Source organism: Rufibacter sp. JT20002 (genome assembly GCF_056491185.1).
Map to the genome: position 1 here is coordinate 720,354 of NZ_JBSZJY010000002.1, position 13,000 is coordinate 733,353.

11 protein-coding genes and 2 tRNA genes are annotated in these 13,000 nt (G+C 48.0%); 9 read left to right on the forward strand and 4 right to left on the reverse strand.

Annotated features, from left to right (window positions below):
- The first annotated feature begins 189 nt into the window (after positions 1-189).
- From sdaAB to ACW9SV_RS12515, 4 genes are read left to right on the forward strand one after another with little or no spacing between them, the layout of a single operon-like run.
- Positions 190-870 (forward strand): L-serine ammonia-lyase, iron-sulfur-dependent subunit beta, encoded by a 681-nt coding sequence (sdaAB, locus tag ACW9SV_RS12500; RefSeq protein ID WP_479557103.1) that lies wholly within the window; start codon positions 190-192, stop codon positions 868-870.
- On the forward strand, positions 871-2,337 hold the full coding sequence (locus ACW9SV_RS12505) for a TolC family protein (RefSeq protein WP_479557104.1): 1,467 nt from the start codon (positions 871-873) through the stop codon (positions 2,335-2,337).
- Between the two features lie 7 nt (positions 2,338-2,344).
- A complete protein-coding gene (locus ACW9SV_RS12510) occupies positions 2,345-3,721 on the forward strand; it encodes an efflux RND transporter periplasmic adaptor subunit (protein ID WP_479557105.1) in 1,377 nt (458 codons plus the stop codon).
- Between the two features lie 3 nt (positions 3,722-3,724).
- Positions 3,725-4,723, forward strand: coding sequence for an NAD(P)H-dependent glycerol-3-phosphate dehydrogenase (locus ACW9SV_RS12515; protein ID WP_479557106.1), 999 nt, complete (start codon positions 3,725-3,727; stop codon positions 4,721-4,723).
- Positions 4,724-4,879: 156 nt separating this feature from the next.
- Here the strand turns inward: ACW9SV_RS12515 and ACW9SV_RS12520 are convergent, their stop codons facing one another.
- Genes ACW9SV_RS12520 through pdxH form a run of 3 tightly spaced genes read right to left on the reverse strand, consistent with a single transcriptional unit; the run spans position 4,880 to position 7,411 of the window.
- Positions 4,880-5,449 (reverse strand): Maf family nucleotide pyrophosphatase, encoded by a 570-nt coding sequence (locus ACW9SV_RS12520; protein ID WP_479557107.1) that lies wholly within the window; start codon positions 5,447-5,449, stop codon positions 4,880-4,882.
- Positions 5,436-6,713, reverse strand: a complete 1,278-nt coding sequence (locus ACW9SV_RS12525; protein ID WP_479557108.1) for a DUF1015 domain-containing protein — start codon at positions 6,711-6,713, stop codon at positions 5,436-5,438. Before ACW9SV_RS12525 ends, ACW9SV_RS12520 begins: the two co-directional genes overlap by 14 nt.
- A 44-nt stretch (positions 6,714-6,757) precedes the next feature.
- Positions 6,758-7,411 carry a pyridoxamine 5'-phosphate oxidase gene (pdxH, locus tag ACW9SV_RS12530; RefSeq protein ID WP_479557109.1) on the reverse strand — a complete coding sequence of 218 codons (654 nt, stop codon included), beginning with the start codon at positions 7,409-7,411 and terminating at the stop codon, positions 6,758-6,760.
- 217 nt (positions 7,412-7,628) lie between these two features.
- Between pdxH and ACW9SV_RS12535 the strand changes: the two genes are divergently transcribed.
- The 4 genes from ACW9SV_RS12535 (at position 7,629) to ACW9SV_RS12550 (ending at position 10,805) form a co-directional block, all read left to right on the forward strand.
- Complete coding sequence (locus ACW9SV_RS12535) at positions 7,629-8,183, forward strand: YqgE/AlgH family protein (protein ID WP_479557110.1); 555 nt, start codon at positions 7,629-7,631, stop codon at positions 8,181-8,183.
- 25 nt (positions 8,184-8,208) lie between these two features.
- On the forward strand, positions 8,209-10,431 hold the full coding sequence (locus tag ACW9SV_RS12540) for a DUF349 domain-containing protein (RefSeq protein ID WP_479557111.1): 2,223 nt from the start codon (positions 8,209-8,211) through the stop codon (positions 10,429-10,431).
- A 129-nt stretch (positions 10,432-10,560) separates the two neighbouring features.
- Positions 10,561-10,633 (forward strand) — tRNA-Thr (locus ACW9SV_RS12545).
- 99 nt (positions 10,634-10,732) lie between these two features.
- Positions 10,733-10,805: transfer RNA gene (locus ACW9SV_RS12550), tRNA-Thr, on the forward strand.
- Positions 10,806-10,985: 180 nt separating this feature from the next.
- Here ACW9SV_RS12550 and ACW9SV_RS12555 read toward each other — a convergent pair.
- Entirely contained in the window at positions 10,986-11,342 is a 357-nt protein-coding gene (locus tag ACW9SV_RS12555; RefSeq protein ID WP_479557112.1) for a cupin domain-containing protein, read from the reverse strand.
- Positions 11,343-11,620: 278 nt separating this feature from the next.
- Here ACW9SV_RS12555 and ACW9SV_RS12560 point away from each other — a divergent pair, with 278 nt between their 5' ends.
- On the forward strand, positions 11,621-13,000 hold the full coding sequence (locus ACW9SV_RS12560; RefSeq protein WP_479557113.1) for a hypothetical protein: 1,380 nt from the start codon (positions 11,621-11,623) through the stop codon (positions 12,998-13,000).

The window sequence follows — 13,000 nt, forward strand, 5'->3', positions numbered from 1 at the left end:
ACTTGCGACAAAGAAAGTAAAAGAAATTGGTTTGGTGCCTTCCTTTTACGCAGAAACAAAGGGCCTAGCAACGGCTTTGCGGTTTAGAGCATCTTCTCAGAAAACGGCCTTATTTCTGTTTTTTCGGCAGCTACTGCCCTAGGGTAAACAATATCTTTAACTTTGATGCCCGAAGAACGCACAAAGACTATGGCAGAGAAAAGCAGCATTTTTGATATGATTGGGCCGGTTATGATAGGGCCATCCAGTTCGCACACGGCAGGAGTGGTTCGTATTGCGCGGGCGGCCATCAGAATCTTGGGGGCAGCACCGGTAGAGGCTACCATCACCTTTTATAACTCGTTCGCTCGCACCTATGAAGGGCACGGCAGCGACCGGGCTATTCTGGCCGGGCTTTTAGACTTTAAAACCGATGACACCCGCATAAAGGAGTCATTTGACCATGCAGAGGAAAGCGGACTAAAATATTCATTTAAATCGGTGGGTAACGCTTCTACCATGCACCCTAATACCATTAAGTTGAATCTGAAGGCAGGGGATGGGCGCACCGCTGAGGTGGTGGGGCAAAGCCGAGGGGGTGGCGTCATCAGTATTGTGGAGGTTGACGGGTTCCCGGCCAACTTCTCGGCTAACCTGCATACACTCATCATTGACGCAGACGATGTAACGGGCAGTATTGCCTTTATCAGCAGCATCATTGCCCATGATGACTGTAATATTGCCACCATGAGCGTGTCCAGAAAGGGCCGCAATGATGTCGCCCGTCAGTTCATTGAAATGGACTCTGGGCTACGTCCCATCTCGCTGGAGTACCTCCGGCAGCTGAGCTGGGTCAAGAATGTGATCTATATCCCTAATATTGACTTATAAATGAGACGTTTCTCTTCTAAATTTCTGTCCACGCTGGGGTTGGTCATCGGTTGCCATACCATATCCCTGGCACAAACCGCAGCGGGCACTGAAAGTGTTTGGTCTCTTCAGCAATGCGTAGATCATGCCATTAAAAACAACTTGCAGATAAGGCAGTCTGGACTTCTTGTGGAGCAAGCGGCTGTTGATGTAAAACAATCAAGGGCAAACCAGTTGCCTACGGTCAACGGAGGAGGATCGCATGGCTTCAACAACGGTTTCTTTCTGGACCCGGTAAGAAATCAAATCCAAAATACGCAGATTTGGGCGGGTGATGTGGGGATCAACGGCTCGGTGAATCTTTATAGCGGCCTTCAGACCCAGAATACCATCAAACGGAATCGGCTGGAGTACCAGGCCTCCCAATTAGATCAGCAGGAAGTGCAGAATAACATCACCATTAATGTGGTGACTGTCTACATGAATGTTCTGCTAAACCAGGAGACCCTTAAGACCAACCAGGAACGCTTAACTTTAACCCAAAGTCAATTAGAGCGCACCCAAAAGCTGTTTAAAGCGGGAAGCATTCCTGAAAGCAATGTGTTAGATCTAAGGGCTCAAGTGGCTAGTGATGAACTAAATATCATCACTGCCCAAAACAACATTGAGCTTTTTGAATTACAGTTAATCAATCTTTTAAATCTACCGGATGCAAATCCTGCCAACTTCTCCATTGTTGTGCCGCAGATTCCGGATCCAGACCAGACCGTAATTGGCTTCAACGCCGAGGAAGTATATGCGACGGCTTCTAACAGGATGCCTGAGATTTTGAGCACCAGGCTCCGGATTCAGAGCGCCGAAAGAAATATTTCCATTGCCAAAGGAGGTTACCACCCTTCTCTAAGTCTGGTGGGTAGTGTTAACACACGTTATTCAAGCGGAACTTCCCTGATCACACTGGGCAACACGTTCAGCCAACGGACCTTGGTGGGGTACCAGGACGAGGGAATGAGTCAACCTATCTACATCTACACGCCGTCGGTGGAGCAAACGCCCCGGGATTACCCTTACTTCAACCAGTTGCAGGATAACATAGGCCAGTATATTGGTATCAACCTGAATGTTCCCATCTTGAACGGGTTCAGGGTACGTAACAACGTGCAACTTTCCAGAATCGGGCTGAAAAACGCTCAAATCAATTCTGACATTGCCAAAAACGAACTGAAACAAACCATTGCCCAGTCTTACACCGACGCGGTGAATGCCCAAAGAAGGTTCATGTCTGCCAAAAGACAATTAGAGGCATTTGAACAAGCTTACAAAAATGCAGAGATCCGCCTGAACAATGGCTTGATCAACAACGTGGACTTCAATGTAGCTCGCAACAACCTAGTGAAAGCGCAGTCAGACATTATACAGGCCAAATACGACTATACCTTCAGACTGAAGATTTTAGATTTCTACCAAGGCAAAAACATCACACTTTAACCCTATCATGGCGAAACGCAAATCAAACAAACTGTTGTACATTCTGGGAGGCCTCTTGGTGCTACTGGTGGTAGGCCTTATGTTGGCCAAAAAGAATGGGTGGATTGGTAAAGAAGAAGGCATAGAGGTGGCGGTAGCGAAGGCCAAGAATGCCAGCATTGTAGAGAAAGTAAGTGCCTCTGGGAAAGTACAACCAGAAATAGAGGTAAAGATAAGCCCTGACGTATCTGGAGAGATTACGGAACTCTATGTGAAAGAAGGAGACTCTGTAGTGGCGGGTCAGTTACTATTGCGCATCCGCCCTGACAATTACCAGGCTATGGTAGAAATGCAGTCGGCCTCGGTGAATACCCAGCGGGCCAATTTAGCCCAGGCCCGTGCCCGTTTAAATCAGGCTGAAGCCAACAGCAAGAACATCCGCCAGTCTTATGAGCGTAACCGCAAACTGTTTGAGCAGAAGGTAATCTCCCAATCTGAGTTTGACGCAGCCAGAGCTCAGTTTGAGGCTAACCGGGCCGAGGTAGATGCCGCTCGCCAAAGCGTACGGGCAGCCGAGTCTACCGTAAGAAGCGCGAGCGCCTCTCTGGATGAATCTCGCCGGAACCTGGACAAGACCACCATCTATGCGCCGGTAAGCGGCACCGTATCAAAGCTCAATGTAGAGCGCGGCGAGCGCGTGGTAGGTACTTCCCAAATGGCGGGTACCGAGATCATGCGGATCGCTAACCTAAACAACATGGAAATTAGGGTGAACGTCAATGAAAATGATATTGTAAGGGTTCGCTTAAATGACTCGGCAGTGATTGAGGTAGATTCCTATACCAACACCAACCGTAAGTTCAGGGGCATTGTCACTTCCATTGCCAATACCGCTAAAGACGCCACTACTTTGGAGGCAGTTACCGAATTTGAGGTAAGAATCAGGTTGTTGAACGAGTCTTACAAAGACCTCCTCCAGAAGAATGGCCGTACCCCGTTCAGACCGGGCATGACAGCTTCCGTGGATATTATCACCGAGCAGAAAAACAATGTGTTGTCTGTGCCGTTAGCGGCAGTGACAACCCGAGCGAAGGAGAAGCCTAAAACTGGAGGTTTGGAAAACAACCTAGCACAGGAGGAGAAACCTGCACGAGCCGAAGACAGACCTCAGGAGGTTGTTTTCGTACATGAGGGCGGAAAGGTGAAAATGGTCAAAGTAACCACCGGCATCAGTGATTTTGATAACATTGAGATTCTTTCGGGTTTGAAGGCTGGCCAAGAGGTAGTTTCGGGTCCATTCAGAGCGGTTTCCAAGCAATTGAAAGAAGGTGACCTGGTGACGGTGAAAGACGAGAAAGCGCTAAGCCAGGAGTTAAAAGAAGATAAGTCAGAAGAAGATAATTAAGCTTTGCAGGAAAGAGAAAGAATAGCCGTGCTAGGCGGCGGAAGTTGGGCAACAGCCCTGGTGAAAATTCTATCAGAAAATAAAACAGATGTCAGTTGGTGGCTCCGGAACAAAGATGATGTTCAGCATCTCTGCCAGTACGCCCACAACCCCCGATACCTCAGCGGCATTCATTTCAATCTGGAGTACGTACATCCCTCTAATGACATTGAGCAAACCGTTGCCCAGGCAGAATGGGTTATTCTGGCTGTACCGGCGGCCTTTGTAAAGCAAGCTCTGGCTGCTTTGCCCGCCGATGCACTAAAAGGAAAAACCTTGGTGTCTGCCATCAAAGGGATGATCCCGGGTGAAAACCTCTTGATCACTGATTTCCTAGAGCAGCATTACGGGGTACCAGCAGATCGCCAGTGCGTGATTGCGGGCCCTTGCCACGCGGAGGAAGTGGCCCTTGAGAAGCAGTCGTATCTTACCATCGGGTCACATGACAAGGCCCGCGCTGAGATGTTCTGTGCCTTGCTTCGGAACAGGTATGTCAAAGCCAATCCTTTAGATGACATTGACGGGGTAGAGTATTGCGCCGTCATGAAGAACATTATTGCTTTAGCCTGCGGCATTGCCCATGGCCTGAACTATGGCGATAACTTCCAGGCGGTGCTGGTGTCCAATTCTATGGAAGAGATTGAGCGGTTTCTAGACGCGCTGATGCCGCTGCACCGTGATTTAAAGGGAAGCGCCTACCTGGGGGATTTACTTGTAACTGCTTACTCCCAGTTTAGCCGAAACCGAACCTTCGGGAACATGATTGGCCGGGGCTATACTGTGAAATCAGCCCAGTTTGAGATGAACATGGTGGCTGAGGGGTACTATGCGGTGCAAAGCATCTATGAACTGAACAAGCGCCTGAAAGTAGATATGCCTATTACCACAGCGGTCTACAATATTTTGTATGAACGTATCTCACCGGGCGTTGAGATCGAGATCTTAAAGGAAAAGTTTAAATAAGGTAAAGCTCTTATAGTTAATGGGTTTAAACACCTTTACTTAAATTCAGTCTTAAAACAGAAACCCCGCTCTAAGTTAAAGCGGGGTTTCTGTTTTAAAGGTAAAATCAGACTAAGGACTTCAAAATAAAAATCTTTACATGACCAGCAAGTTTGGTTAGAATACCAGCAGTTCTTCATAAAGCCGGTGCACTGGTAAGCCCATTACATTAAAATAAGAACCTTCTATGCGTTCTATGCCCACCAACCCTAACCAGTCTTGGGCACCATAGCTGCCTGCTTTGTCAAAGGGCTTGTAGTTATTGATGTAAAAATCGATTTCCTCTCGGCTTAAATCTCTGAAGTGGACAGTAGTCACATCATGGAAAACCACGCTCTTTTCCTGGCTTAAAAGGCAAACCCCGGTATAGACTTCATGGCTTCTTCCGGAAAGCATGGTAAGCATGCGGGTGGCCTGGGCATGGTCGTAGGGTTTGTTTAAAACGTGTTCATCTAAGCAGACAATGGTATCAGCAGTGATGATGACCTCATCGAGCTGCAGTTCCTCCTGGTAAGAGCTGGCTTTGTGGGCGGCCAGGTATTCGGCTACTTCGGCGCGGGAAAGTTCGGGCGGGTAGGTTTCATCTACTTCCTTTACCCGTATCTGAAAGGGAAGACCCAAGTTGGTAAGTAACTCTTTTCGGCGGGGCGAATTAGAGGCCAGGATGTATTTTTTAGTAAAATTCATTTTCGTCTATTGAGCTGAATAAAAAACCACAGATCACTTTGGGGTAAAAGAAGGTTGATTTTTGGGGCATCACCGCTCCGGAGTGGCACACACGCTGTACTTCCTCCATCTTTACTTCATTGGTGATAAGTGCCAGTTGGGCCTTGCCCGTATCCACTTTGGTGAGGCATTCGGCAAAGGAGCGCACATACGAAAGCCCCGGGTATTGCCGCTGCTCTTCCCTTGAAATACCCAGTACCCGTTCCAGAATAAAATAGTGCATCACCGTCAGGTCCAGGTTCTTTACTTCCTGCGGAACGTCCCAGTCTAACCAGTCATGTACTTCGGGCTTCAGGCGGGCTTTAAAAGCTTCGCCTTGTAAGTACACTCCAAAGGCCCATTGCTTACCGGTAATCACCTCGTTCAACTCATAGGCTTCCTCAATGGGGGTAATGACAAAGTACTCTCTCAGCCTTTCAAGAAAAACTTTAGGAGGAATTGGTAAATTATCAAAAAGCCTGTGCGTTGGCAGAATGCGCAGGTCATCTGATGCTGCATTGGTCAGGTACATGAGATGGTAGTTGAATGGCTCTTCACCCGAGGCGTGTGGGTACTGGTACAGCATCTTTCTGCGGTACTGCAAGGACCCTTCATAGCGATGGTGGCCATCTGCTAGTATAATCTGCTGCCCTTTTACCTGTTCTACAAACTTCTGGATCACCTCGGCATCATGAATCACCGAGAGTACGTCCCGAACGCCTTGGTAATCTTCGGACTCATAGATAGGAGAGGTGATGCTTTCATCCATGTACTGCTCCAGGGTAAACGAGGCGTCTGTATAAAGGCCGTGCGTGGCGCTGGTATGCATCCGGGTTTGGGCTAGTAACGCAATGCGGTCATTTACTGCCGCGGGAATAGTGTTCTCGTGCCGAAGAATTACCTGCTCCTCCCATTGATAGGCTTTGATGTGGCACATAAACCCCTTGCGGCAGAACTCCTTGTCAGAACCAGGCAACCGGAAATATTGGTAGTAGACGTAGATCCCAGGTAATTGGTCCTGCAGCAAGATGCCGGCCCGTTTCCAGTGCTCGGCGGTACGTCTGGCGCTATCGGCTGGATCTGGCCCGGGCGGAACCGACAAATGGATGCTATTATAGGAGTTCCGGTACAGAGCTTGGCGCTGCTTCAACGATACCACATCAAATAAGGGGGAGGTGAGCGCGTCTATTGAAAACGGAAGTTTGGGGTTGTACCGAAACCCTTTTATGGGTAGAATGTCAGCCATGCGCTGTTTTTATGCGGTTTTTGGAAAAGGAGGCCTAAAGGAGATCAGGGAGCCAGCCGTTGAATTTGCCAGGTTCCGTTTGCTTCTACCTCATAGAGTAGTCGGTCATGTAACCGGTTTTGGCGGCCTTGCCAGAACTCAATACGGTCTGGTCTCACCATATACCCGCCCCAATGTTCTGGCCTGGGTAACACTTCTAACCCCTGGAATTTGGCTGAATATTCTTTTTCCAGTTGTTCCAAAATAGAACGGTCCTGAATGGGTTGACTCTGGGGCGAGGACCAGGCCCCGATTTGGCTTCCTCGGGGGCGGCTTTGAAAATAAGCATCTGAGATCTCCGGGGAAACGCGTTCTACCCGTCCTTCCACTCGTACCTGGCGCTCCAACGCTGGCCAAAAAAACGTAAGGGCGGCAAAAGGGTTCTCCAACAACTGTTGCCCCTTGCCGCTCTCGTAGTTCGTGTAGAAGACAAAGCCGTCCTGGTTTAAGGCCTTTAAGAGTACCACCCGGGCTGTAGGTTTCCCCTGGGCGTTGGCGGTGCTCAAGGTCATGGCGGTGGGCTCATCGGCTTTGGCGGTGAGGGCTTCCTGCATCCAGATCTCAAACTGTTTCAAAGGGTCAGGAGACACGGCTTCCAGTGTGAGTTCCTTTAAGGAATAATTGATCCTGATGTCGGCAAGGGACAAGGGTGCATCCATGGAATAAATACTGAAAATGAAAGGTGACGCCAAAAGTAGGGCTTTCTCCTTAATCTGGCTAGAATAAACAAAGAAAGGCTTTTCTTTTAACTTGCGCCAGATACGAGGGGCCTGTTTTCGGCGTTTAAAGTATTTAAAGCAGGCTCTCTTGCAAACCAATTGCAATTCTATTCAGTACGTATAGAGAGCTAAATCCACGGAAAAGATGACAAGAAAAATGGCAAAAGAAATCCAGAAGGGAAGCATATTGATTTCTGAACCTTTCCTGGGCGACCCCAACTTTGAAAGAAGTGTGGTGGTTATCTGCCAGCATGACAAAGACGGAACTGTTGGGCTGGTGTTAAACAGAGTGTCTGCACTGCATCTGTCTGATGTGATAGACATTAATGAAGAAGTATTTGACATGGCCTTGGCAGTAGGAGGACCCATGCAACCCAATACCTTGCACTACATTCACCGGTTACCCAACTTGCCCGATGCACAGCCCATCGCCTCTGACCTGTATTGGGGGGGCGACTTTGAAGAACTCACTCGGTGGATGAACCAAGGAATTGTTTTACAGGACGAAATAAGGTTTTTTGTGGGTTATTCCGGGTGGAGCCCAGGGCAGCTAGAAGAAGAAATTGATAAAAATGTTTGGTTTGTTAATAACAATGCTGCGAATAAATTGCTTACTTTGAATATAGATACCTTGTGGCGCGATATTTTAAAGGAAATGGGGGGCAAATACAAGATGTATGCCAACTATCCCGCGGACCCAAGCTTAAACTAATCCAAAGGCGCAAAGCCCCACGCGTATGATGAACCTAACTCCTGAAGATCAACAAAATAGAAACACGGAGGAGCAACCCCTTCAAAACCTTCCAACCCAAGACCCTGCTTTGGAGCAGCGAAGGATTCTGGAAGAGCGTTTAGCGGAGATCAATGCCCAAAATGAATCTTCTGCTACTCCCGCGGTTGCCGTGGAAGAAGTGCCAGCCACTGAAAGCAGAACAGAAGATGACTTTACCGAAGTGTCTGCTCCTCAGGTTGTACCAGAATTGACCCAGTCTTCTGTCTTAGTTTCTGACACCACTGATACTGTTCCATCTACAGCAGCCGAGTCTACTTCAGCTTCCGGGGCTACCGATGAAACAAATTCTGGGTTAAATACAGAGGGTACTGGCACGGAAGAGGCATTCGCTGCACCTACTGAAGTTCCGGTACAAACCACCGAGCAGGAGGCTAGCTCAGTTGGTACTACTGCTTCAGAGCTGGTGGCCTCTGCAACTTCTCATGAAGAAATACATCCTGAAGAGGAAGAGCTACACCCTGAGGAAGATTACACGCACTTGTCAATAGACGAGATCAGGACCAAGATTCTTTCATTGGCCCAGGAAGGAAACGTGCGTAAATCGGGCAGGGCTCTGAACAATCTCTATCGCATTTATGAGCCCCATTTCCAGGAAGAGCGCCAAGAAGCCCTGAATAGGTTTATAGCGGAAGGCGGTTCCCCTGACGACTTTGAGTACAATGCACCCCGTGCCCACAAAGATGTGGAGCAGGCAATGCAGCGTTTCAGAGAGGCCAGGTTTAAAGAGCAGCGCCAGGAAGAAGAACAAAAAGTACAGAACCTGCAGCGAAAACGAGACCTGCTGGAGCGGTTACGGTTATTGATTGAATCTGAAACCCAAACCAGCGGCAATGCCATTAAAGAACTGCAGAATGAATGGAAGTCCATTGGCCAGGTTCCTACCGCCGAAGCACAGCAGCTGTGGAATTCCTACCACGCACTGCTGGACATGTACTACAACAACCGCAGCATCTTCTTTGAATTAAAGGAATTGGACCGGAAACGGAACCTGGATGCGAAAAACGCTTTGTGCGAGCGGGCAGAAGGATTAGCCAAAGAAGAGAATATCAACAAAGCGCTTCAGGAACTTCGCCATTTACATGATGAATGGAAGCACATAGGGCCTATCCCTAATGAAGTGCGTGACCAAGTGTGGAATCGCTTTATCCAAGCCTCTGAGCAGGTGCATGAAAGAAAGAAATCTTTCTTTGAGACCCGCAGAAACGAGGAACTAGGCAACCTGGAGAAAAAGCGGGAGCTTCTTGCCCAAATTGAGCAGTTCCAGCATTTCACTTCAGACAGAATCAACGACTGGCGCGACAAAACCGACCAGATCCAACAATTAAAAGAGAAGTGGGATTCTGCCGGCTTAGTACCCAAGGAAAACGCTGAAGAAGTAAACAAGGCCTTCTGGAGCAGCTACAAAGCGTTTTTCCACCATAAAAACACCTTCTTTAAGGCTCTTGACGAGGAAAAAATGCAGAACTACCGCCAAAAGGTAGCGCTGTGTGAAGAAGCTGAAAGCCTGCAAGGAAGTGAAGAGTGGGATAGCACCAAAGAAAAGCTGATCCAGCTGCAGAAGAAATGGAAAACCATTGGCCGGGTACCAGATAAGTACTCAGACAAAATCTGGAACAGGTTCAGAACGGCTTGCAATGCTTTCTTTGACAGACTGCACCAGGAGGCGCAAAACAAAGAAACGCAGCAAAGCCAATTGTCTGCCCAAAAGCAGGCCTACTGTGAGCAGCTGGCCTCTAAAGTAGCGGATCCTACCTTTATTGGATCGGTTGATGAGTTTAACCAGATTCACCAGGAATGGCAAGCCTTGGCCACTGACGGAAAACGCAACCCCAAGGTGGAAGACCGATTCCAGCAATTGCTTGGCAAGTACCTGGAAAAGGTGCCGGAAATGAGCCCTCAGCAAAGAGAGCAGACCTTGTTCCAACTGCAGTTGAATCATTTGAAGGCAAGCCCAGACGGAGATCAGAAGCTGTACCAGAAGGAGCAGCATCTTCGCCGTGACATCACCTCCCTGGAAAACGACATCTCCACGCTGAAGACCAATATTGAGTTTTTTGCCCGTTCTAAGAACGCTGAGAAACTCCGCCAGGAATACCAGTCTAAAATTGATGAAGCCCAAAACAGAATTCAGCACCTGAAAAGACAGCTGAAAGCCCTGCGGTCGTAAATTTTTATGGTTGACTTTCAGCGCCTTTGTTAAAAGGCCACAAATAAGTTGAGAGGTCTTTTTGCAAATATCAAAAAGACCTCTACTTTTGTATCGCTTTCAGAAACCACCAGGGTTTTAGAAGCAAAAGCCTCCATAGCTCAGCTGGTAGAGCAACTGACTTGTAATCAGTAGGTCGCTGGTTCGATTCCGGCTGGGGGCTCAAAAAACAGCACTTACTTGGCTAAACCGGTAAGTGCTGTTTTTTCAACCTTTCTTAAGTACCCGCTTGATGAGGCTTTCCAAAGCCTTGAAAGCAAAAGCCTCCATAGCTCAGCTGGTAGAGCAACTGACTTGTAATCAGTAGGTCGCTGGTTCGATTCCGGCTGGGGGCTCTTCTCAAAGCGCTTGTATCTTTCCTGATGCAAGCGCTTTTTCTTTTTTGCCCAGCTTAAAACTTAATCTAGCCTTTCAGACCTTATTGCTTTATGGCTGTTTTAGTTAAAACAAGCATAAAATAAGTTACTACTGAATTCCTTATGCAAGGTCTAGGGTGTTTATGTATAACCTTTAAATCAATCAGGTTGAAAGTTAATTTGGGTTTCCTTTTTGAAAACCACGTAAGCTCTTTTCCAGGGTTGGTCGCCTACCATTTTCCATTTATGGCCAGTTCCGGTGATGTCCGTTGCCAGAAGTACATCACCAGGTTCTAAAACGAAGGTATCTCCCAAGCTAGTGGTAAATTCCAGGGAGCCGGTTAAGGTAAGCACGTACTGGGTGTTTGGGGCCGTATGCCAATCATATTCCTTAAACGGGGGCGTTTCTTTGAAGTGCAGGGAGATTACCTCGGTCATGACTTTCTCCGCGATGGTACCTTTTTCAAAGTAGGAGTGCCCGTCTTGGCCGGAATAAAGTTTATATGCTCTGATCATAGAAATAAATAGCTTGTTCTGCAGTATATACCTTTAAACAGAAGAGGGGTTTCCTTGAAGGCCTTTGCGATGATTTGAAACGTAAACCAAAAAACAGATATCCCTATGTGCAGGGGAGTATCCACCTAACGTTCTAAGCAAGAACTTGGAAGCGTCTAGCCAGCATTTGGATTTAATTTCTTTTTAGTAGAATAGCAGGGAAATGGCATTTTATGTTCTATATTCATAGATAACCTTTTCACTATATTCTAAGTAAGTGCCCAATAATACTGATTTCAATGAGTCTAACTAGAACAGGATGTATTCGGAAAAGCCAGGTGCTGCTGCTATGCGGAGCCTTCATTCTAACCGGATGCTACAAGAAAGAATCAAGGCAGGAATTGGAAACTCCTGAGAATACCCCAACACAGGTTCAGGCTCCTAGTCAGAAACCATCCACTAGCGCTCCGGAAGAAACCACTCCACCTGCCAGGACCTCCAAAGTTGATGTAGACCTGTACTTGGAAGTTTCCAATGGTATGAAAGGGTTTATGCCTCCGCCCGCTGCTGAGAAAGAACCCACCGTTTTCCAAAGGCAGCTGAACAAGCTTATCTCTGAGGTGCAGGATGGGATTTATGTAGACGCCAAGCGTTACTACTTGGCGGGGGAGAACGGGCAGGGCCAACCTGTTTTAGACAGCGTTTCCTACAATACCCTTAAAAACACCATCACCAGCGGCATCAAAGCCGATGTACGAGGTACGCCCTTGCCTGACTTACTGCAGGCGGCCTTGAGCAACTCCCTGAAAAAAGAAGCCGTTAGTGTCATTGTGTCTGACTTCATTCATGGACCAGACCCTAACAACCCGGGTCAGTTCCTGTCTTTGGATTCTGACATCAGAAGCAGCCTAAAACAAGCCGAACACCAGAACCTGGTGGTAGCGGTGCTGGGTAATGCCTCTCCTTTCTTTGGCAACTATTTCCCCGCGGTGAAGAAACCAGCCGTTAAACGAACCCTAAATGGGGAGGAGATTCCATTTTATATCTGGGTGATAGGCGAGCAGCAAGAGGTGCAGACCGTGGTTAACAAGGTCCTTCGCAATTTGCCGGCGCAGCAAGCGTATTTCGGTTTCGGGTACCCCAATGTGACCTATTCAGCCATCTTGAAGTCCAACACCTTTCGGCCGGCAGGGGTGGTGTATTGCACCAGCCGCACCGCCGAGGTTTGTACCATCGTAAATTTAATTCCGACCAAAGAAGAGCCGGTGGAGTTTACCATTGGGCTGAACCTCAGCGATTTTCCGGCTTCTATGCAGCAAGCCGATTTCCTGAAGCGTAACCTGAAGCTAGCCGTGTCCGGGGGAAAGGCCTCTATTGGTACAGTAATTGCAGCCTCAGAAGAAGTAAAGGCCACTCCAGACTTAGCCAAGTACACTCATTTTGTGCGGGTGAGGGTTCCAGAGTTAACAGCCAACACCGGTTCTATTACGTTGCAGTTGCCGCAGGTTCTTCCTACCTGGGTAAGTCAGTGGTCTACAGCCAATGACAACAATCCGGCAGGGGCGCAACGGAAAACCTACCAACTGAACAATATTATTGAGGGGGTGCAAGCGTTATATCGTGACAAGAGCGAAAACGTATTTAATGTAACTATGAAGTTTAACAAAGAAACCAAGTAA

What these genes read in the sequence shown, in the direction of transcription:
- sdaAB (WP_479557103.1), top strand. Translation starts at nt 190, where the DNA reads ATGGCAGAGAAAAGCAGCATTTTTGATATGATTGGGCCGGTTATGATA.
- ACW9SV_RS12505 (WP_479557104.1), top strand. Translation starts at nt 871, where the DNA reads ATGAGACGTTTCTCTTCTAAATTTCTGTCCACGCTGGGGTTGGTCATC.
- ACW9SV_RS12510 (WP_479557105.1), top strand. Translation starts at nt 2,345, where the DNA reads ATGGCGAAACGCAAATCAAACAAACTGTTGTACATTCTGGGAGGCCTC.
- ACW9SV_RS12520 (WP_479557107.1), bottom strand. Translation starts at nt 5,449, where the DNA reads ATGAATTTTACTAAAAAATACATCCTGGCCTCTAATTCGCCCCGCCGA.
- ACW9SV_RS12525 (WP_479557108.1), bottom strand. Translation starts at nt 6,713, where the DNA reads ATGGCTGACATTCTACCCATAAAAGGGTTTCGGTACAACCCCAAACTT.
- pdxH (WP_479557109.1), bottom strand. Translation starts at nt 7,411, where the DNA reads ATGGATGCACCCTTGTCCCTTGCCGACATCAGGATCAATTATTCCTTA.
- ACW9SV_RS12535 (WP_479557110.1), top strand. Translation starts at nt 7,629, where the DNA reads ATGGCAAAAGAAATCCAGAAGGGAAGCATATTGATTTCTGAACCTTTC.
- ACW9SV_RS12540 (WP_479557111.1), top strand. Translation starts at nt 8,209, where the DNA reads ATGATGAACCTAACTCCTGAAGATCAACAAAATAGAAACACGGAGGAG.
- ACW9SV_RS12555 (WP_479557112.1), bottom strand. Translation starts at nt 11,342, where the DNA reads ATGATCAGAGCATATAAACTTTATTCCGGCCAAGACGGGCACTCCTAC.
- ACW9SV_RS12560 (WP_479557113.1), top strand. Translation starts at nt 11,621, where the DNA reads ATGAGTCTAACTAGAACAGGATGTATTCGGAAAAGCCAGGTGCTGCTG.